20 protein-coding genes are annotated in these 20,322 nt (G+C 70.0%); 18 read left to right on the top strand and 2 right to left on the bottom strand.

What is annotated here, in order from left to right; all coding sequences use genetic code 11:
• Window positions 1-301 precede the first annotated feature (301 nt).
• Both T333_RS31620 and T333_RS31615 read left to right on the top strand, forming a co-directional pair.
• The gene (locus tag T333_RS31620) at window positions 302-2,692 is read left to right on the top strand and encodes a Tex family protein (protein ID WP_496426850.1); all 2,391 of its coding nucleotides are present in this window, start codon (window positions 302-304) and stop codon (window positions 2,690-2,692) included.
• 34 nt (window positions 2,693-2,726) lie between these two features.
• Entirely contained in the window at window positions 2,727-3,599 is an 873-nt protein-coding gene (locus tag T333_RS31615) for a hypothetical protein (protein ID WP_354999330.1), read from the top strand.
• A gap of 7 nt (window positions 3,600-3,606) precedes the next feature.
• Here T333_RS31615 and sigJ read toward each other — a convergent pair whose 3' ends face one another.
• Window positions 3,607-4,503, bottom strand: coding sequence for an RNA polymerase sigma factor SigJ (sigJ, locus tag T333_RS31610; protein WP_496426778.1), 897 nt, complete (start codon window positions 4,501-4,503; stop codon window positions 3,607-3,609).
• A 183-nt stretch (window positions 4,504-4,686) separates the two neighbouring features.
• Here sigJ and T333_RS31605 point away from each other — a divergent pair, with 183 nt between their 5' ends.
• From T333_RS31605 to T333_RS31530, 16 genes are all read left to right on the top strand, one after another.
• On the top strand, window positions 4,687-5,175 hold the full coding sequence (locus T333_RS31605) for a DoxX family protein (protein WP_357253733.1): 489 nt from the start codon (window positions 4,687-4,689) through the stop codon (window positions 5,173-5,175).
• 37 nt (window positions 5,176-5,212) lie between these two features.
• Window positions 5,213-6,523: an FAD-binding oxidoreductase gene (locus T333_RS31600; RefSeq protein WP_496426777.1), complete on the top strand. Its 1,311-nt coding sequence runs from the start codon at window positions 5,213-5,215 to the stop codon at window positions 6,521-6,523.
• Window positions 6,520-7,692, top strand: a complete 1,173-nt coding sequence (locus T333_RS31595) for a serine hydrolase domain-containing protein (RefSeq protein ID WP_496426776.1) — start codon at window positions 6,520-6,522, stop codon at window positions 7,690-7,692. Before T333_RS31600 ends, T333_RS31595 begins: the two co-directional genes overlap by 4 nt.
• Before the next feature lie 344 nt (window positions 7,693-8,036).
• Window positions 8,037-8,378, top strand: a complete 342-nt coding sequence (gene rplS, locus T333_RS31590; RefSeq protein WP_011210681.1) for a 50S ribosomal protein L19 — start codon at window positions 8,037-8,039, stop codon at window positions 8,376-8,378.
• 83 nt (window positions 8,379-8,461) lie between these two features.
• Complete coding sequence (lepB, locus tag T333_RS31585; RefSeq protein ID WP_496426775.1) at window positions 8,462-9,232, top strand: signal peptidase I; 771 nt, start codon at window positions 8,462-8,464, stop codon at window positions 9,230-9,232.
• A gap of 57 nt (window positions 9,233-9,289) precedes the next feature.
• Window positions 9,290-10,045 carry a ribonuclease HII gene (locus T333_RS31580; RefSeq protein WP_496426774.1) on the top strand — a complete coding sequence of 252 codons (756 nt, stop codon included), beginning with the start codon at window positions 9,290-9,292 and terminating at the stop codon, window positions 10,043-10,045.
• Window positions 10,046-10,168: 123 nt separating this feature from the next.
• Entirely contained in the window at window positions 10,169-10,474 is a 306-nt protein-coding gene (locus T333_RS31575; protein WP_011210678.1) for a DUF2469 domain-containing protein, read from the top strand.
• A 226-nt stretch (window positions 10,475-10,700) separates the two neighbouring features.
• A complete protein-coding gene (locus T333_RS31570) occupies window positions 10,701-11,057 on the top strand; it encodes a YraN family protein (RefSeq protein ID WP_496426773.1) in 357 nt (118 codons plus the stop codon).
• The gene (locus tag T333_RS31565) at window positions 11,057-12,565 is read left to right on the top strand and encodes a YifB family Mg chelatase-like AAA ATPase (RefSeq protein WP_354999336.1); all 1,509 of its coding nucleotides are present in this window, start codon (window positions 11,057-11,059) and stop codon (window positions 12,563-12,565) included. Before T333_RS31570 ends, T333_RS31565 begins: the two co-directional genes overlap by 1 nt.
• A gap of 520 nt (window positions 12,566-13,085) precedes the next feature.
• The gene (dprA, locus tag T333_RS31560) at window positions 13,086-14,255 is read left to right on the top strand and encodes a DNA-processing protein DprA (protein WP_496426772.1); all 1,170 of its coding nucleotides are present in this window, start codon (window positions 13,086-13,088) and stop codon (window positions 14,253-14,255) included.
• Between the two features lie 129 nt (window positions 14,256-14,384).
• Window positions 14,385-15,308 carry a tyrosine recombinase XerC gene (locus T333_RS31555; RefSeq protein WP_496426771.1) on the top strand — a complete coding sequence of 308 codons (924 nt, stop codon included), beginning with the start codon at window positions 14,385-14,387 and terminating at the stop codon, window positions 15,306-15,308.
• Window positions 15,309-15,622: 314 nt separating this feature from the next.
• The gene (locus T333_RS31550; RefSeq protein WP_496426770.1) at window positions 15,623-15,988 is read left to right on the top strand and encodes a YidH family protein; all 366 of its coding nucleotides are present in this window, start codon (window positions 15,623-15,625) and stop codon (window positions 15,986-15,988) included.
• Window positions 15,985-16,299 carry a DUF202 domain-containing protein gene (locus T333_RS31545; RefSeq protein ID WP_354999341.1) on the top strand — a complete coding sequence of 105 codons (315 nt, stop codon included), beginning with the start codon at window positions 15,985-15,987 and terminating at the stop codon, window positions 16,297-16,299. Before T333_RS31550 ends, T333_RS31545 begins: the two co-directional genes overlap by 4 nt.
• Before the next feature lie 46 nt (window positions 16,300-16,345).
• Complete coding sequence (locus T333_RS31540; protein WP_496426769.1) at window positions 16,346-18,247, top strand: alkyl/aryl-sulfatase; 1,902 nt, start codon at window positions 16,346-16,348, stop codon at window positions 18,245-18,247.
• A 62-nt stretch (window positions 18,248-18,309) separates the two neighbouring features.
• The gene (locus tag T333_RS31535) at window positions 18,310-18,675 is read left to right on the top strand and encodes a GatB/YqeY domain-containing protein (protein WP_496426768.1); all 366 of its coding nucleotides are present in this window, start codon (window positions 18,310-18,312) and stop codon (window positions 18,673-18,675) included.
• A gap of 69 nt (window positions 18,676-18,744) precedes the next feature.
• Complete coding sequence (locus T333_RS31530) at window positions 18,745-19,443, top strand: GAF and ANTAR domain-containing protein (RefSeq protein WP_496426767.1); 699 nt, start codon at window positions 18,745-18,747, stop codon at window positions 19,441-19,443.
• A gap of 11 nt (window positions 19,444-19,454) precedes the next feature.
• On the opposite strand, the gene T333_RS31525 is transcribed toward T333_RS31530, so the two are convergent.
• Window positions 19,455-20,177 carry a GAF and ANTAR domain-containing protein gene (locus T333_RS31525; protein ID WP_496426766.1) on the bottom strand — a complete coding sequence of 241 codons (723 nt, stop codon included), beginning with the start codon at window positions 20,175-20,177 and terminating at the stop codon, window positions 19,455-19,457.
• Window positions 20,178-20,322: the final 145 nt, after the last annotated feature.

Genomic DNA, 20,322 nt, shown 5'->3' with positions numbered 1-20,322 from the left:
GCCGGACGGAGCCCGTCGTCAGCGCACACATGGCCGGAGGGAATGCGGAGGTACGCCCGATGAGCGCTGCCGGAGGTAGTCCGCTGTCAGCCCGCGCACGGCCGGAGCGAACGCGGGGGTAGGCCTGCCGAGGCGACAACTGATTTCGCGAGGCCCGGGTAACTCGTCGGGTACGCCCAAAACATACCCCGCTCCCGACCGCCGGCCCGTTGCGAAACTCCCGAGGCTCTCACGACCGGCCTGAAACGCGGAGAGGCGGGCTGACGAGCTAGTGTTGCGGGTCGTGACGACAGCGCCCGAGATCGCCAGTTCAGAGCAGAACAGCACCGACACGACCGCCGCCGCACCGACAGGCGCCCCGCTGGCCAGCGTGGGCAGGCGTATCGCCGACGAACTCGGTGTGCGCGAGAGCCAGGTCCGCGCCGCGGTCGAACTGCTGGACGCGGGTTCGACCGTGCCGTTCATCGCGCGTTACCGCAAGGAAGTGACCGGCGGGCTGGACGACGCCCAGCTGCGCCAGCTCGACGAGCGGCTGTCCTACCTGCGCGAACTCGACGAGCGCCGTGGCGCGATCATCGAATCCATCCGTGGCCAAGGCAAACTCGACGACGCGCTGCTCGGGCAGTTGATGCTCGCCGAGACCAAGGCCCGCCTGGAGGACATCTACCTGCCGTTCAAGCCGAAGCGGCGCACGAAGGCGCAGATCGCGCGCGAGGCGGGGCATGAGCCGGTGGCCGACGCGCTGATCGGCGATCCGACCACCGATCCCGGCCAGTACACCGCCGAGCAGCTCGACGGCGCCCGCGCGATCCTGGTCGAGCGGTTCGCCGAGGACGCGGATCTGGTCGGCGAGCTGCGCGAGATGATGTGGAACCGCGGTCAGATCAGCTCGACGGTGCGGCCGGGCAAGGAGGAGGCGGGCGCGAAGTTCGCCGACTACTTCGAGTTCAGCGAGCCGTTCCACAAGCTGCCCTCGCACCGCGTGCTCGCGCTGTTGCGCGGTGAGAAGGAGGACGTGCTCACCCTGCACCTCGAGCCGGACACCGAAGAGCCCGAGCCAGGCGAGCGCAGTGTCTACGAAGGCCGCATCGCGGTGCGGTTCGGCATCGCCGACAAGGGCCGCCCCGCTGATTCCTGGCTGCTGGACACGGTGCGCTGGGCGTGGCGCACCAAGCTTCAGGTCAGCCTCGGTATCGACACCCGCATGCGGTTGCGTCAGGCCGCGGAGAAGGACGCGGTCGACGTGTTCGCCGCCAACCTGCGCGATCTGCTGCTCGCGGCGCCCGCGGGCACTCGCACCACGATGGGCCTGGACCCGGGCTACCGCACCGGCGTCAAGGTCGCGGTCGTCGATGCCACCGGCAAGGTCGTCGCCACCGAGGTCATCTACCCGCACAAGCCGCAGGGCCAGACGGAGAAGTCGCTCGCGGTACTCGGCGCGCTGGTCGCGCGGTTCGGCGTCGAACTCATCGCGATCGGCAACGGCACCGCCTCGCGCGAAACCGACGCCCTTGCCGCCGAGCTGATCTCGCGCATCCCGGCGAACAAGCCGACCAAGATCGTGGTCTCGGAGGCGGGCGCGTCGGTGTACTCCGCCTCCGCCTACGCCTCCCAGGAACTGCCGGACATGGACGTCTCGCTGCGCGGCGCGGTGTCCATCGCGCGCCGCCTGCAGGATCCGCTGGCCGAGCTGGTGAAGATCGACCCGAAGTCGATCGGCGTGGGCCAGTATCAGCACGACGTCTCCGAGACGCTGCTGGCTCGCTCGCTGGGCGCGGTGGTCGAGGACGCGGTGAACGCGGTCGGCGTCGACGTGAACACCGCCTCGGTGCCGCTGCTCTCCCGGGTATCGGGCATCGCGTCGTCCGTGGCGGAAAGCATTGTGGCGCACCGTGATCAGCACGGTCCGTTCCGCAGCCGCACCGCCCTGCTCGACGTGCCCCGGCTCGGTCCGAAGGCGTTCGAACAGTGCGCGGGCTTCCTCCGCATCCGTGGCGGCGACGACCCGCTCGACACCTCCGCGGTGCACCCCGAGGCCTACCCGGTGGTCCGGCGCATTCTGGAATCCACCGGCCGCGGGATGTCCGAACTGATCGGCAACACCACCGTGCTGCGCGCGCTGCGGGCCGCCGAGTTCACCGACGAGAAGTTCGGTGTCCCGACCGTCACCGACATCATCAGCGAGCTGGAGAAGCCGGGCCGCGACCCGCGCCCGGAGTTCAAGACCGCCGAGTTCGCCGCCGGTGTGGAGAAGGTCGCCGACCTGAAGCCCGGCATGGTGCTCGAGGGCGTGGTCACCAATGTCGCGGCGTTCGGCGCGTTCGTCGACGTCGGCGTGCACCAGGACGGTCTGGTGCACGTCTCGGCCATGTCGCACAACTTCGTCAAGGATCCGCGCGAGGTGGTGAAGTCCGGTGACGTGGTGAAGGTGAAGGTGCTCGAGGTCGACGTCGCCCGTCAGCGCATCGGTCTCTCCCTGCGCCTGGACGACGAGCCGGGGGCGCCCGCGAAGAGCGAGCGCGGCGGCAACCGCGGCCAGGGCGGCGGACGTCAGGGCGGCGACGGCAGGCAGCGGCAGAATGGTCAAGGGCGGCCGCAGCAGGGCCGCGGTCAGGGCAACCAGCGGCGCAACGCCCCCGCGCCGAGCGGTTCCATGGCCGACGCGCTGCGCCGGGCCGGTTTCGGACAGTAGGAGCCAGCGCGGGGGCGGAGGGATGTAGGCGGCCATGCGACGGTGGCTCGAAGACGATGTGATCGCGCAAGGCCGCCTACCGCTGCTGTGCTTCCTCTTCGGCTTCATCGTCGGGTTCCTGTTCATCCGGCTCAGCGTCCGGATGATCAGGGCCAAGGTGCGCTGGTGGCCGGGCAACCTCCGAGCGGGCACCGTGCACATCCATCACATGGTGTTCGGCGTGATTCTGGTGCTCGGCTCCGGACTCGGCCTGGTCGCCGTCTTCGAGGAGGGCAGCAGTGCCACCGCGGGCGCGCTGTCGGCGGCCTTCGGTGTCGGCGCCGCGCTGGTCCTGGACGAGTTCGCGCTGATCTACTACCTGCGCGACGTGTACTGGGAGGAACAGGGCCGCACCTCGGTGGACGCCGTGTTCGTCGCGCTCGCGGTGACCGGGCTGCTGCTGCTCGGTTTCCATCCGCTGTCGCTGCTGGAGATCAACGACTTTCGCGCTTCCATCGGCACCGGCGCGCGGATCGTGGCGACCGTGTTCGCGCTCGTCAACCTGATGCTCGCCGCGATCGTCATCGCCAAAGGCAAGATCTGGACCGGCCTGTTCGGCATGTTCTTCCCGCCGCTGCTGGTGGTCGGCGCGCTGCGGCTGAGCAGGCCGGGCGCGCCATGGGCACGGTGGCGCTACGGCGACCGGCGGCGGTTGATGTACCGGGCGATCGTGCGGGAACGCCGGTATCGCAGGCCGGTCATCCGGGCCAAGATCTTCGTGCAGGACCTGGTCGCGGGCAAGCCCGATGTCGAGCACGTGCGCACGGCGGCGGAGGCCGAGCTGACCAGGACGGTCGTGCCCGCGCCGCCCGCGCCGCACCGGCACCACCACCTGCCGTGGGCGGCCGATCACGACGAGGGGCACTGACTTCGCGTTATCGACGGTCGTCGGCTCGGACCAGGTCGAGTCGCGCGAGACGTTCGGGATCGGACAGGATGTCGATCTCGGCGATCCGGCCGTTCGTCACGGTAAAGCTCATCACCGACATCGGCTTGCCCTCGGCGGTATTGAGCAGTCCGGCAACGCCGTTGACCAGGGCCCGGTGGGTGTCGTAGAGGTTGGCCATCCGGTGGAACGTGTCGAGCATCGCCGCCACTCGTTCCGCGCCGCGGACCACGCGCAGGCCACCGGGCACCGTCGCGCCGCCGTCGGCGTGCAGCACCACGTCCGGATCGAGGATCGCCAGCAGCGCGTCGAAATCGCCGCCGCGCGCGGCGCTGAGGAAGGCGTCCACGACCCGGCGCTGGCGGGGCAGATCGGGGTCCGGCACCGGCGCCCGGCCGCGCACCCGGTTGCGGGCGCGGCTGGCCAGCATCTTGGCCGCGGCCGGCGATTTGCCGACGATCGGCGCGATCTGATCGAAAGGCATCGCGAACATGTCGTGCAGCACGAAAGCGAGCCGTTCCGCCGGGTTCAGCGACTCCAGCACCACCAGTAGCGCCATGCCGACCGAATCGGCCAGCACCGCTTGGCCTTCCGGATCGGTGCCGTCCTCCGGGCCGATCACCGGATCCGGCAGGCGCTCGGCCATCGGCTCCTCCCGGCGGGAGGTGCGCGCCCGCAGCATGTCGAGGCAGACCCGGCCGACGACGGTGGTCAGCCAGCCCGCGAGATTGTCGATGTCGGCGGCATCGGTTCTGGCCAGCCGCAGCCACGCCTCCTGAACCGCGTCGTCGGCTTCGGCGACCGAGCCGAGCATGCGGTAGGCCACCGCGGTCAGATGCGGCCGGTGGCATTCGAAGCGCCCCGCCAGAAAATCGTGGTCGTTCACGTCGTGTCCTCTCCGTCGACTTACCGACGAACCGGAGTCGCCGGACGTGACAGCGTCGCCTTTTCATGTGGTCTACATCACACTCGTTACCTTTCCGCGCTGCCCTCCGTCATCCAGTCGAACAGCGATGAGGCGATGCGCGATGAGCGCGACGCCAACCGGAGCAACGAGGAAGGCCGAAAGATGAAGACAGCGATGCCGATTCCCGCGGAATTCACCACGACCCCGATCGAAGACGGTGCGTCGCACCGCGGATCCCGCGCGAGGATGATCGCCTTCGGGGGAGCTACGGCCATTTTGATGACCGAATCGGTAGTGGGCGCGTATTGGGATCTCGCGCGAATTCCCTACGTGCAGGACACTTTCGCACGTCTCGAATACCCGCTCTACTTCGCGACCATCATCGGCGCCGCCAAGGTCGCCGCCGTGGGCGCGGTGCTGGCGCCCGGCACGCCGCGTGTGAAGGAATGGGCTTATGCCGGACTGGCTTTCGTCTACGGCGGCGCCGCCCTTTCGCACCTGGCTGTCGGCGACCCGGCGGCCGCAGCGATTTCCCCGCTGGTCTTTCTCGGGCTCACCGTCGCGTCCTGGGCGCTGCGTTCGCCCGCCCGGCGCGATCCGAAACCGCTGCCCGAAGCATGGGCCGCGCTGCGCCGCTTCGGCCGCGCCTAGCAATTCTTCGAACGAAACAGCAGACAGGAAAAGGGAAATGACACTGGACAATCTCCGCGGCGTTGTTCGCGGCCGGGTCTTCTTGCCCGGTGACGAGGAATTCGACAGCGCCGCGCGGGCGTGGAATCTCACCGTGCGCCAGTCCGTGGCCGCGGTGGTCGAGATCGCCGATGCCGCGGACGCCGCGGCGCTGGTCCGCTATGCGAGCGGCGCGGGACTAACGGTCGCCACCCAGCCGACTGGCCACGGCGCGTCCGGCAACGGCGACGGCGTGATCCTCGTCCGTACCGCGCGCCTCGACCACATCGAGGTGCACGCCGACGAGCGGTGGGCGCGCGTCGGCGCGGGCGCGACCTGGGGACAGGTGCAAGCCGCCGTCGGCGCGCACGGACTGACCGGTCTGGCGGGCAGCAACCCGGTCGTCGGCGTCACCGGCTACACCCTCGGCGGCGGGCTGAGCTGGTTCGGCAGGAAGTTCGGCTGGGCGAGCGACGACGTGCGCGCGTTCGAGATCGTCGACGCCGAGGGCGGTCCCGCGCGCGTCACCGCCGCGTCCGACCCGGAGCTGTTCTGGGCGCTGCGCGGCGGCGGTGGGGATTACGCACTGGTGACCGCGCTCGAATTCGACCTGCACCCCGCGCCCGCGCTCTACGGCGGTCGCGTGATGTGGCCCGGCGCGGCTACCCGCGCTGTCTTCGAGGCGTTCGGCGAACTCACCGAGCGGGCTCCCGACGAGTTGTCGCTGTGGTTCCACCGCTTCCAATTCCCTGACGCCCCACCGATGGTCGCGCTCGACGTCGCCTACCTCGGCGATGCGGAGGCGGCCAGGGAACTGCTCGCCGGAGTCGACGCCATCGGCGGCGCGGTCGTCGACAAGCGCGGCGAGTTGTCGGTGGCGAACCTCGGCGACATCACCGCCGAACCCACCGATCCGAGCCCGGCGCTGTCCCGTGCCGAGCTGCTGACCGATCTCGACGACGCGGTGGCGAAGATCCTGCTCGACGACCCGCTCGCGCCGCTGGTGAACCTCCAGATCCGCCACCTCGGCGGCGCGCTCGCCGCCGCCGCGCCGGAACCGGGCGCACGCGCGGCGGTGCGCGAGCCATACCTGCTGTACCTGCTCGGCCTGGGTCTGCCGCACCTCGCCGAGGCGGTCGCCGCCGAACAGCGGCGGATCGTCGGCGCGCTGGACGGCCATCTGGGCGCGGGCAAGCCGTACACGTTCCTGACTCCCGGCGAGCGCGCGTCGGCGGCCTTCGACGCGTCGACCGTGGACAGGTTGGCCGACATCAAGCGGGCCCGCGATCCACGGGGCGTCTTCCGCGCGAACTACCCGGTGCTCGGATGAGCGCGGACGTCGCCACGGCGGTCGTGCACGGCACCGTCGCGGCGGGATTCGAGGAGGTCCTGGCGGAGTTCGCCGCGGTGGTGGCCGAGGAGAACGGCGAATCCGGTGCACAGCTGGCCGGATTCGTGCACGGCAGGCAGGTGGTCGATCTCTGGGCAGGGCCCGAGGTCACCGGCGAGACGCTGACCGGCCTGCACTCCACCACCAAGGGCGCCGCGACGCTGGTCGTCGCGCTGCTCGTGCAGGACGGCGTGCTCGAGCTGGACCGGACCGTCGCCCACTACTGGCCGGAGTTCGCGGCGGCAGGCAAGTCGGCGATCACGCTGCGGCAGGTGCTGACCCACCGCGCCGGGCTGATCGGGATCGAGGGCGGCTTCACCGTGGCACAGCTGGCCGACGACCGGGTCATCGCGGAACTGATAGTCCGGCAGCATCCGCACTTCCGGCCGGGGTCGGCCCAGGGATACGGCGGCTTCGTCACCTTCGCCATCCTCGGGGAGGTTGTGCGACGCCTGGTCGGCCGCTCCATCCAGGAGCTGTTCGAGGAACGGATCAGGGCGCCCCACGAGCTGGATCTCTATCTCGGTCTGCCCGAGGCGCAGGACGGGCGCTTCCGCGAGATCCTCCCGTGGCTGGCCACCCCGGAGATGGAGGCGGCCTTCGACGCGAATTCGCCGAACCCGCAGGGCATCGCGGGCATCTCCTACAACCTGAACGCCACACCGGCGTTCACGCCGATGGATGTGATGCGGTTGCCCAACAGCCGCGAGGTGCGGTCGCTTGGGCAGGCTTCGGCCGGTGGCGTCGGAAGCGCGCGAGGTGTGGCGAGCATGTACGCCGCCGCCATCTCGAAACTGAACGGTCGCCCTCCGCTGCTGCGCCCGGACACCCTCGCCGAGTTCACGACGATCCACGCGCCGGGACCCGATCTGGTGCGCGGTGACGCCGTGTTCGCCCTGGGTTTCGAGGCCAAAGGGCTGTCGTACCCGTTCCTCGGTGCGCGGGCCTTCGGCCACACCGGTTCGGCGGGATCGGACGGCTTCGCCGATCCGCGGTCGGGTGTCGCGTACGGGTACACCCGCCGGCGGGCCGCGTTCGCTTTCGACGCGGCGGAGAATCACCGGTTGGCGGCGGCGCTGCACCGGGCCGCGGTGGAACTCGATCGCTGACGAGAGCGCGGTCTGTTTTCGGGGCGTGGCGGAGTTGGGCCAGCGGCAGTCGGCTCTTCGGCGGGAGTGGGTCCCGATCGGATATCTGTCGCGGATGGTCTGGCCGGTGGCGGCGCCCGCTGTGGAGGGCGATGTACCGTGGCCGGTGTCGTCCCGGCGTCGGTCGATGCGGCGGCGATCCCTTGGGCCCGATTTTCGGCACGGCCCTCGGGTCTGGCACAATGCACAGGTTGCCCTGGGTGCATGTCGACCCCGGGAGCATCCCTTAATTCGGAGCATGAACCGGTCGAGCACGCACCGTGCCGCCAGGGTCCTCTGTTCGCGCGAACTCCAGAAGGATGGAAATGAACACCCTTGACTTCGTCGACGAAAAGTCGCTGCGCAGCGATGTCCCCGACTTCCGTCCGGGCGACACCCTCAATGTGCACGTGAAGGTCATCGAAGGCTCGAAGGAGCGCATCCAGGTCTTCAAGGGCGTCGTGATCCGTCGCCAGGGCGGTGGCATCCGCGAGACCTTCACCGTGCGCAAGGTGTCGTTCGGTGTCGGCGTGGAGCGCACCTTCCCGGTGCACAGCCCGAACATCGACCACATCGACGTCGTGACCCGCGGTGACGTCCGCCGGGCGAAGCTGTACTACCTGCGCGACCTGCGCGGTAAGGCGGCCAAGATCAAGGAAAAGCGCTGAGCGCTTCGCCCTGACCCGGCACGAGTGATCTTCACTGGCCCGGCACCGGACGCGAGTCATGGTGCCGGGCTAGTCTGTTCCGCGTGGCAGACGAAAGTGGGTCGGTGTCGGTGTCCGGATCGGACGACGAGGGGGGACGCCGCAGCAGGCGGCAGGCGAAGAAGCCGAAGAAGCAGCGCCCGTTCTGGCAGGAGCTGCCGGTCCTCATCGTGATCGCGGCCGTCATCGCCGCGCTGATGGTCAGCTTCGTCGGGCGGCCGTACGTGATCCCCTCCCAGTCGATGGAGGAGACCCTCCAGATCGGCGACCGCATCTACGTGCAGAAGGTCAGCTACTACGGCAGCGACCCGCAACCCGGTGACGTGGTGGTCTTCGTCGGACCGCCCTCCTGGAACACCCGCTACCAATCGATCCGCTCGGACAACGCGATCGTGCGCGGCGTGCAGAACTTCTTCTCCTTCTTCGGCCTCGTGCCGCCCGACGAGAACGACCTGGTCAAGCGGGTCATCGCGGTCGGCGGTCAGACCGTGCAGTGCTGCGACGCGCAGGGCAGGGTCATGGTGGACGGCAAGCCCCTCGACGAGCCGTACGTCGAGAACGACTACCGCTGGCTGGCCGGCCAGCAAAACCCCACCTATCCCGCGGGCCGCGTGTTCGGTCCGGTGAAGGTTCCGGAGGGGCACCTGTGGGTGATGGGCGACAACCGCAACCAGTCCGCGGACTCGCGCGCCCACGTCGGCGACGAATGGCAGGGCACCGTCCCCATCGACAACGTGCGCGGCAAGGCCGTCGTCAAGATCTGGCCGCCGAATCGGATGGGGCTCATTCGTTCCCAGGACCCGCAGACGAACTGATCGGCGCGGCCGCAGGATAATTGGACGGTGGGGCAGGCCGGAGCAGTGGGTAACCGAATGACGGCAAGCAACGGGTGGCCGCCGCGCGTGGTGATGCGCAAAGCGGGCGGCTTGCGCACGCTGGAGGCGGCGCTGATCCGCAGCGGGCTCGGCCCGGTGGCGGGCGTGGACGAGGCCGGTCGCGGCCCGTGCGCCGGACCACTGGTCGTCGCGGCCTGCCTGCTCGCACCGAAGGCCTACGACAAACTCGCGGGCCTCGACGACTCCAAGAAGCTCACCGAAGCCACCCGCGAGGAGCTGTATCCGGTCATCACGCGGCTGGCGCTGGCCTGGAAGGTCGTCGTGGTCCCGGCGTGGGAGATCGACTCGATCGGTATCCACGTGGCCAATATCGAGGGGATGCGCCGCGCGGTGGCCGGCCTCGGGCACACTCCTGGCTACGTGCTGACCGATGGGTTCCGTGTCCCTGGCATTCCGGTCCCGTCACTACCCGTGATCGGTGGAGATGCGGCGGCGGCGTGCATCGCGGCGGCCAGCATCCTGGCCAAGGTGACCCGTGACCGGATCATGGTGGAGATGGACCAGCGATTCCCTGGCTACGGTTTCGCGGCGCACAAGGGCTACAACACGCCCGAGCACACCGCCGCGCTGAACGAGCTCGGTCCGTGCAGCGAACACCGGCGATCGTGGCGCAATGTGCGCGAGACGGCGGGGTTGCGGCCGCTCGACCCGGCCGTCGAGTACGCCGACGCGGTGCTCGCCGACGGGCTCGAGGACAGCCGAGTGGCTACCGATGCCGCCCATGCGAGATGATGTGGAGAGACGACCGGACGGTGTGAGCGTCAGGCCAGCAGGCGGTAGCGCGAGGTAACCACGCAGGCCGAGCGAACGCCGCCGATACGATGCAGTGCCGCGAGAAGGAGGACGTCCCACCCGATGAGTGCCGAGGACCTCGAGAAGTACGAAACCGAGATGGAGCTCTCGCTGTATCGCGAGTACAAGGACATCGTCGGTCAGTTCTCGTACGTGGTGGAGACCGAGCGCCGCTTCTACCTGGCCAACTCCGTGGAGCTTCGCCCACAGAACGCCGACGGTGAGGTGTACTTCGAGGTACGCATGAGCGACGCGTGGGTGTGGGACATGTACCGGCCCGCCCGCTTCGTCAAGCACGTCCGGGTGATCACCTTCAAGGACGTCAACATCGAGGAGCTGGAGAAGCCGGACCTGCGGCTTCCCGAGTAATCCGCACCGCGCGAGTTCCGCTGACGGAAGGCGAGACGCCTTTCGGCCGCCGCGCGGGCGGCGATGCGCTGTGTCCGGCAGCGCCGCTACCACGGCGGCCTGACAGCTTGTTTCGATTCGGAATCCGCGGCGGCGTGTTGTCCACAGTGGCGGCGTAGTCCACAGGGCAGGTATCGGCCCAGGTCATCGCGACCGGACTGCGGCGCGGTGCGGTCACGATCGTCGGGTGGCAGACAAACAGGCACTCGGCGCATACGGGGAAGAGCTGGCGGCACGGTTCCTGCGGGACGCGGGCATGGAGATCGTCGTGCGCAACTGGCGTTGCCGGTACGGCGAACTCGATCTGATCGCGCGTGACTCCCAGACCACCGCGTTCGTCGAGGTGAAAACCCGCAGCGGCCTCGGCTTCGGCACGCCCGCCGAGGCCGTCACCTTCGCCAAGCAGCAGCGCATCCGGCGGCTCGCGCTGCTCTGGCTGGCCGAACAGGACGGCCCCTGGCGGCGAATACGCTTCGACGTGATCTCGGTGCTGATCCAGCCCGGCCACAACCCGGTGATCGACCACCTCGAGGCGGTCTTCTGATGGCGCTGGGGCGCGCCCATTCCGTCGCGGTGGCCGGCGTGGACGGGCAGTTGGTCGAGATCGAGGCCGACATCGGTCAGGGGCTGCCGTCGGTGCACCTGGTCGGCCTGCCCGACACCGCGCTCTCCGAATCGCGCGACCGGGTCCGCTCGGCCGTGGCCAATTCGGGGGAGAAGTGGCCGGACGGCCGCGTGATCCTCGCCCTGTCGCCCGCGACTCTGCCCAAGATCGGCAGCGTCTACGACCTCGCACTGGCGGTATCGGTACTGGACGCGGCGGGCGCGGTGCCCTCGGAACGGCTGGTGAAGACGGTGCTGTTGGGCGAGCTCGCATTGGACGGGCGGGTGCGCCGGGTGCGCGGCATCCTGCCCGCGGTGATCACCGCGCGCAACGCGGGCTGGTCGACGGTGGTGGTGCCCGAATGCGCCATGGCGGAAGCGGGTCTGGTCGAGGGCGTCGAGGTGTTCGGCGCGGTGAGTCTGCGTGCCGTGGTCGCCTGGTTGCGCGGTGAGGCGGCGCTGCCGGAGCCGAGCGGCGAACTGCCCGATACGGCGCGCTCCTACGGCGACCTCAGCGAGGTGGTCGGTCAGGACGAGGCCCGCTGGGCGCTCGAGGTGGCCGCGGCGGGCGGCCACCACCTGTTGCTGACCGGGCCACCCGGCATAGGCAAAACCATGCTGGCGCAACGTCTTCCCGGTCTGCTGCCGCCGCTGTCGGAAGCTGAGGCGCTGGAGGTGACGGCGATCCACTCGGTGGCGGGCGCGCTGTCCGGCGATCATCCGCTCATCACCGTGCCGCCGTTCGTCGCACCACACCACTCCACCTCGGTCACGGCGATGATCGGCGGCGGCTCGGGCTCGGCCCGTCCCGGTGCGGTGAGTCGGGCCCACCGCGGCGTGCTCTTCCTCGACGAATGCGCCGAGATCGGTGTCAAGGTCCTCGAAGCGATGCGAACTCCGTTGGAGGAGGGCGAGGTTCGCATCGCTCGCCGCGACGGGGTGGCGCGCTACCCGGCCCGCTTCCAACTGGTGCTGGCCGCGAACCCCTGCCCCTGCGCGCCCGCTCGCGACGTCGACTGCATCTGCGCGCCCCTCGCGCGCCGCCGCTATCTCGGCAAACTGTCCGGACCGCTGATGGACCGCATCGATATCTGGGTGCAGATGCACGGCCAATCGGGCGCGACGTTCAGCTCGGACGCCGCCGAAAGCAGTGCGGTGGTGCGCGAGCGCGTCGCGGCGGCCAGGAAGGCCGCGCTGCACCGCTGGCGCGAGCACGGCTGGCTCACCAACGCCGAGGTCCCGGGACACGCACTGCGCCAACGCTTTCGACTGCCCCGCGAGTCCGTCGCCCCGGTCGAGGCGGCCCTGCGCATGGGTCGCATGTCGGCCAGGGGCGCCGACCGCGCCATCCGTGTCGCCTGGACGGTCTGCGATCTGCGCGGGGCCGATGTGCCCAGCGCGCAGGACGTCATGCTGGCGCTGAACTTCCGCCAGCGGGGTGCGCAGTGAACGCGCGGTGGGGCAAGGGTTTCGGTGCAGAGGTGTCGTGGCGGCTGACGGTGTTGCGCGGTGGCGAAGTGATGAGCGCTGCGGCGGCTCGATGGCGGGCGTCAGGCTGCGGCAGAGCGGCGGCGACGTCGTGGGACCGCGGCCGGAGCGGGGGTGCACGATGACCGGCGCGCGCCGAGCGGTGTGGAAAGACGAAGGGCATGAGGTCGCTCCTGACTTCGAAGAGCACCACGGTTTCGTTGGAGAGTCGGGCCTTTCACAGTCGTCGGCACAGGATGGCGGTCGGCGGGGCTGCGCTGCTGAATTCGATCGGGGTGGCCACGATCGGGACGGGGCTGTTGCGGGTCGAGGAAGTCGGGTCGGCCAGCTGGACGAAGCCGCCGCGGAGCACGGTGGTTCAGGCGCGGATGATTCTGGTTCGCGCCGAGCAGTGTGGATCGACGAGCTGGACGAGTGTGCTGCCGAGTTCGGGGTTGCGGGTAGGAGCGAAAGAGGAAGTAGTCGGCAAGCGCTTGTCGCGATGGCGAGCGGTGCGGGGGAGACGGACGAGCGGAGGTTGGCTTGGGTGTACCTTTCGCGGGTCGTCGAAGGGCCTTGTGCGGCGTTGTCCGCGTTGATCGAATCGGTGGGGGTCGTGGAGGCCGCACGGGCGGTGCGCGAGTGCGAGTTGCCGGAGTCGCTGCGCGGACCGACCAGGCGGCGGCGCGAGGTCGACACGGCGGCAGCCGATCTGGAGCTCATCGAGCGGATCGGTGGCCGGGTGGTGACGCCGGACGATCCGGAGTGGCCCGCGTGGCGGCTTCTCGGACTGAGCCAACTCGAAGTGGGCCGTGATCCGGACGGCGCGGTGCCGCTGGTCCTTTGGGTGCGCGGCCCCCGCTCGCTACTGGAGTCGAGCGAACGGGCTTTGGCGGTGGTTGGATCGCGGTGCAGCACGGGATACGGCAATCGGGTCACCGCCGAGATCGCGGGGGATCTGGCCGCCCAGGGCTGGACCATCGTGTCCGGCGCGGCTTTCGGCGTCGACGCGATGGCGCACCGCGCGGCGCTGGCTGTCGACGGGCCGACCCTCGCGGTGCTCGCGTGCGGTGTGGACCGTCCGTATCCGGCCCAGCACGAGCGGCTGATCGCCGAGATCGCGGACGTCGGACTGGTGGTCAGCGAGTACCCGCCCGGCACGCTCGCCAGGAAGCACCACTTTCTGGCCCGCAACCGCTTGATCGCGGCGTTTGCCGACGGTGTGCTGGTAACCGAGGCGGGCCTGCGCAGCGGCGCGCGTAACACCGTGAAGTGGGCGCGGCGACTCGGCCGCCCGGCCCTGGCGATTCCCGGACCGGTCACCTCGGCGGCCTCGACGGGCTGTCATCGGATGATCCGCGACGGTGAGGCCCTGCTCGTCACCCGCACCGAGGAAGTGATCGACGAGGCCGGACCGCTGCGCCTGTCGCTGCCCGGCAGCGCGGGCGCTGTTCCGGAAACCCTCGATCACCTCACCGGCGACGAAGCCACGGTCTTCGCCGCCCTCCCCGCCATCGGCTCCCGTCTACCCCACGAACTGACCGGCCACTGCCCACTCTCCCTACCCGCGATCCGCGCCGCCTTGGTCGCACTCGAGATCGCGGGATTGGTCGGCCTCGACGAAACCGGTTGGCACCGCAAGGCGCCCAGGAAGTCGGGAGGACGCTCATGACGATCTGCCCGTCCGTCCCTGCACGCCGCGTGACCGAGGTGCGCCTATGGCGATGGTCGCGATCACGCCGAGCTTCGCGGCCCGGCGCGGTTTCTTGCCAACGGCTGTGCTGGGGGCGACGGTGGTGGGGTGGAAGAGTTGCCGGAGGACCTGGACGCGCTGTTGACGGAGTACGGGCGACACCTGCGGCTCGGCCGCAACCGCTCGGCCCACACCGTGCGCGCCTACCTCGGCGATGCGCGGTCGCTACTGGCCCACCTGTACGCCCGCTCCCCGGATTCGGCGGTCCGAGAGCTGGACCTGACGCTGCTGCGGTCCTGGCTCGCGGCGCAGTCGGCGAACGGCGCGGCCCGCACGACGATGGCGCGTCGCGCGTCCTCGGCGCGGACGTTCACCGGCTGGCTCACCAAGACCGGCAGGCTGGAAGTGGATCCCGGCTTGCGGCTCGGCTCGCCCAAGGCGCACCGGACGCTGCCCGCGGTACTCGGCAGGCAACAGGCGGTCGAGGCCATGGACGCGGCGGAATCCGGTGCGGCGCAGCACGATCCGATGGCGTTGCGGGACCGGCTGATCGTCGAGCTGCTGTACTCGACCGGGATCCGGGTGAGCGAACTCTGCGGCCTGGACGTCGACGACGTGGACCGGGAGCGGCACCTGGTCCGCGTGCTCGGCAAAGGGAACCGGGAGCGTTCCGTGCCGTTCGGCGCACCGGCCGACCGCGCCGTCGCGGAGTGGCTGAGCTACGGCCGTCCCGCGTTCGCGACCGCCGAATCGGGGCGCGCGCTCCTGCTCGGCAGGCGCGGCAAGCGGCTCGACCAACGCCAGGCCAGGACCGTGGTGCACGAGGTCGTTTCGGCGATACCCGGCGCCCCCGACGTCGGCCCGCACGGACTGCGCCACAGCGCGGCCACCCACCTGCTGGAGGGCGGCGCGGATCTGCGCGTAGTGCAGGAGGTGCTCGGCCACGCCAGCATGGCCACGACCCAGCTGTACACCCATGTCTCCATCGAACGGCTGAAGAAGGTGCACGACCAGGCGCACCCGCGCGCGTGAGCAACTGGAAAGTTACCCGCGCACCGCTGACCTCGACTGTGGACCGGCTCGCGATGGCGTTCCACGGACGCCGTTTCGGTGTGATTGCGGCGCGCGTCGCGGTGTGCGGCGCGCTGCCGCGAGGCTCGTGGACGACCGCCCGGTCTGCCACTACGCTGACGTTGCGGAATGTTTGCTTGCGGCACGAAACTGACCAGAGACGGAGTGGTGCCTGTGCACCCTGGCGGCGGAAGCGTGACCCCGGACGTCCCTGAGCGCCCGGCTGTTTCGAACGTGGCCGTGTCCGTCGGCAGGGCCGCCCGCGAGGGGGCGGCGTGACACTCCCGGAAGTCGGCTCGGAATCGGAGGACGGCGAGGAAGGCGTCGACTACCGCTTCACCCTCGCCAACGAACGGACCTTCCTGGCCTGGATGCGCACCTCCCTGGGCCTGCTCGCCGGCGGTGTCGCGGTGCACACCCTCGTTCAGCCGTTCCACATGGCCGGTCTCCGGCGCGTGCTCGCGGTCAGCTGCATCGTGCTCGCGGTCGTCGTCGCGCTCGGCGGGTACCTGCACTGGCGCCGGGTCGGCCGTGCGATGCGCCGTGCGGAACCGCTGCCGGAGACGGTGCTGGTGCCGGTCCTGTCGGTGGGCATCGGCATCGTGTCGATCATGGCCTGTATCGCGGTGCTGCTGCGATGACGGCCAGGGACGTGGGTCTGGCCGCCGAGCGCACCGCGCTCGCCTGGCGACGCACGGCCATCAGCGCGATGGTCGTGGCCGCGCTGTGCATCGACCACGTGGTGGGTTCCGGCTGGCGTGACGCCGCGATCGCCCCGGCCGTCGCGGCGCTGACGATGTGCGCGGTGGCGGTCACGGGTTACCTGCGCAGCCGGTGGTTGCGCCACGGCCGCCGTGGGCGACCCGACGGCGTGATCGCCGCGACGGCGCTGGCGATCTTGTTCGCCGGTGGCGTCGCGGTCGCATTGGGTTTCACGGACCCACCGAGGTGATCCATTCCAGGACAGACGAGTTCGGCAGAGAAGAAGGAGGAGGACGATGCCCGATGTGACCGAGCCGACCGAGGTGATCGTCGCCGCGCGGCAGCGCGCCGAGACGATGCTGCCGTTCGCCGACGATGCCGACCTGGCCGACGCCCGCCGCGGTTTCCTCGCCGCGCTCGAGCCCGGCGTGGTCACCCAGGACGACGGATCCGTGGTGTGGGACAACGATTCCTACGGTTTCCTGCGCGAGCCGTGCCCCGCTTCCGTCCACCCGAGTCTGTGGCGCCAGTCCGGGCTGGTCGCCGCGCAAGGACTGTTCGAGGTGACCGACGGGATCTACCAGATCCGCGGCATGGATTTGTCGAACATGACGCTGGTCGAGGGGGATCAGGGTGTCATCGTGATCGATCCGCTGATCTCCGCCGAGACCGCGGCCGCGGGTCTGCGGCTGTATCGCGAGCACCGCGGCGACCGTCCGGTGACCGGCCTCGTCTACACCCATTCGCACGTCGACCATTTCGGCGGCGCCTACGGGGTGGCCACTCCGGAAGACGCTGCGGCGGGCCGGATTCCGGTCATCGCGCCCGCCGGATTCCTGGAGCACGCGGTGGCGGAGAACATCTACGCGGGCACCGCGATGGCGCGCCGCGCGGCCTACATGTACGGCGCCGTGCTGCCGAGGGGCCCGCTGGGCCAGGTAGGCGCGGGTCTCGGCCAGACCACCTCGATCGGCACGGTCACCTTGATCGCGCCGACGGTGGACATCACCGAGACCGGCCAGGAGCTGACCGTCGACGGCGTGCGGATCGTCTTCCAGATCACGCCGGGCACCGAGGCGCCCGCCGAGATGAACTTCTATTTCCCCGATCGCCGCGCCCTGTGCATGGCCGAGAACGCCACCCACACCCTGCACAACATCGTGACCCTGCGCGGCGCGCTGGTGCGCGATCCGCACGTGTGGGCCAAGTACCTCACCGAGGCGATCAATCTGTTCGCGCGCGAGTCCGACGTCGTGTTCGCCTCGCACCACTGGCCGACCTGGGGCACCGAACGGCTGGTGGAATACCTTGCGCTGCAACGTGATCTGTACGGCTATCTGCACGATCAGACGCTGCGCATGCTGAACCAGGGCTACGTCGGGGCCGAGATCGCCGAGCAGCTGACGCTGCCGCCCGCGATCGAGAACGCCTGGCACGCGCGCGGGTACTACGGCTCGGTCAGCCACAACGTCAAGGCGATCTACCAGCGCTACCTCGGCTGGTTCGACGGCAATCCGGCGCACCTGTGGGAGCACCCGCCGGTCGAATCCGCGCGCCGCCACGTGGAATTCATGGGCGGCGCCGAGGAGGTGCTGCGCAAGGCGCGCGACTCCTACGCCGCGGGCGACTACCGCTGGGTCGCGCAGGTGGTCGACTACGTGGTCTTCGCCGAACCCGGCAACGAGGCGGCGAAGGACCTGCTCGCCGCGGCCTACGAGCAGCTCGGCTACGGCGCCGAGAACGCGACGTGGCGCAACTTCTACCTCAGCGGCGCGTACGAATTGCGCTACGGCTCGTTCGGGACGCCGACCAAGACCGATTCGCTGTCCATGCTCGGCGCGCTCACCATCGAGCAGATCTTCGACGCCATGGCGCTGCGCGTGGACGGTCCGAAGGCATGGGACATGCACGTGATCACCGACTGGCACCTCACCGACGAGGGCCGGGTGCACCGGCTGGAACTGCGCAACGGCAGGTTGACCCACTACGACCGGCCGGAGGGCGTCGCGCTGCCGGACGCCGACGCCGAGTTCACCCTCACCCGGGCGACCATGATCCGAGTCCTGCTGCAAGGCGAGGACTTCGGGGTGGCGGCGGCCGCGGGCGATATCGGCATCGAGGGCGATCCGACCAAGCTCGCCGCCCTGGTCGGCGTGTTCGACGAGCCGGACCCGGACTTCGCCATCGTGACGCCCTGAGAGCTGCCGTGGGACAGAAGTCCCTAGACCGGCACCGACCGTCCCGCGTACGGTCGGTGCCCATGTCCACCGAAACTGTCGACAGGTCTCCGCCGCTACGAGCGCGGCTGCGGGCCGCGCTGCCCGCCGCCATGAAGACGCGCGACCGCCACGCGGCCGCGGCGCTGCGCTCGGCTCTCGGCGCTATCGACAACGCCGAGGCCATCGAGATCGGCGACGCGCGAGCGGGCGCGATCGAGGACAGCGTGGCCGGGCTCGGCGGCGCGGAGGTCGAACGACGGCAGCTGAGCGAGGCCGACATCCAGGGGATCGTCCGCGCCGAGATCGCCGAGCGCCTGACCTCGGCCGCGTCCTACGACGAACTCGGTCGCGCCGACCGCGGCGAGGTGCTGCGCGCCGAGGCCGACGCGCTGATCGCCCTGCTGTAGCCGCCGCGCCGCAGGGAATCCGTTATTTTGGCTGCTGCCGGTCGATTCCAGGTGGTTCAGAGGATGGGCGTGGCGGAGTTCGAGTTACTCACCGAGAGATTCCTCTCGGCGCTGCGCCGCGGCGGGGGCGACCTCTCGGCCGCGTGCCAGGCCGCCGTGCAGGTGCTTCCGGTGCAGCGGGCCGCCATCATGATCGATGAACGCGATGTGGGTGTGCAGCCCTGGTGCAGCAGCGACGAGATCGCGGCACGGATCGAGACGGTGCAGGCGACCGTCGGAGAGGGGCCCGCGGTGGACGCGGTGGCCACCGGCGTGCCGGTCTCGGTCGCCGATCTCACCGCGAACTGCGGGCGCTGGCCCGGCTTCGCCGCCGCGCTGGCCAGGGAACCAGTATCCGGCGCGATGACCGCCATGCCCCTGCGCTTGGGCGCTGTGCGGTTCGGCGCCCTCGATCTGTATCGGGCCAGCCCCGGTCGCCCGAACGGGTCGATGATGTCCGCCGGGCTGCACGTCGCCGACATCATCACCGCCCACCTGGTCTCGGCCAGGTCCGGCTCCGCCGAGCAAGCGGGGGAGTGGCTGCGCCAGCCGCTGACGAGTGCGTCGATCCACCAAGCCGCGGGCATGGTGATGGCCCAGCGCGGAGCCGACCCTGCGGACGCGTACGCCACGCTGCGGACCTACGCGGTGCGCCAGGGCATTTCGCTGGCGGAGGCGGCCGAGCGAGTACTGCGGCGGCGCATCCGCTTCGACGAGGAAGCGCGCTGAACCGCGCAGTCCTAGCGCTCGGCTGGCGTGCCCAGCACGACCGCCGCATCGACGCTGCCCACCACGATGGCGCCCGCCAGTTCGGCCAGACGCAGCCCGCACCGTCGCGCGTGCGCGCGCAGGCGGCCGAACGCCTCGGTCATATCGAGATCACCGCGCTCGGCGAGCACCCCCTTGGCCTGCTCGATGACCACTCGGTCCTGCAATGCCACCGGCAGTCTGGCCTGCATCGGCTCGATTCTCGGTCGCAGCACGTGCTGCGCGATGGCGATGGCCGCGAGGTCGGCGAGGATCTGTCCCGACCGCACGGCGGCCCGGTCCAGCGCTCCCGGCGCCGCGCCGAAGATGGTCAGTGCGCCGAGGTTGTCGGTGCGCAGCCGCAGCGGCAGGGCGTAGGTCGAGCGGTAACCGTGTTCCAGTGCGTGCCTGGCGAATTCGGGCCAGACCAGGGTGGCGGCGGCGAGGTCGTCCACGATCGCCGGGCTGCTGGTGCGGTAGGCCTGCCTGGTCGGTCCGTCGACCGCTTCCACGAGCCACCGCGCTCGCTCGTGGGTGGCGGCGAGCACCCGCAACTCGCCCCGATGATCGCCCAGGAACAAACCGGCCTCGGCGCCGCCCGTCAGTTCGGTACACGCGTCGACCAGTTGCTGCGATAGCTCCACGACGTCGAAATCGCTCGTCAGCGTGCCGACCGACCGCACAAGCACGTCCAGCAGCGGCGCGTGCGCTCCCATGGGGATCTCCCTGAGTGATCGCGATGAGTGGAGCGGAAGTGGAGCCTCACCTTTCATGTTTGCACCCGAATAGCGTTCGTGTCGACCGCACTTACAGAGTCGGGCGTCGAATCGCCATGGCGGCCGAGTGTTTCGGCGTGTCGCC

The organism is Nocardia sp. CNS-044, from assembly GCF_059570515.1.
This window is presented reverse-complemented; position numbering and strand designations above follow the sequence as displayed.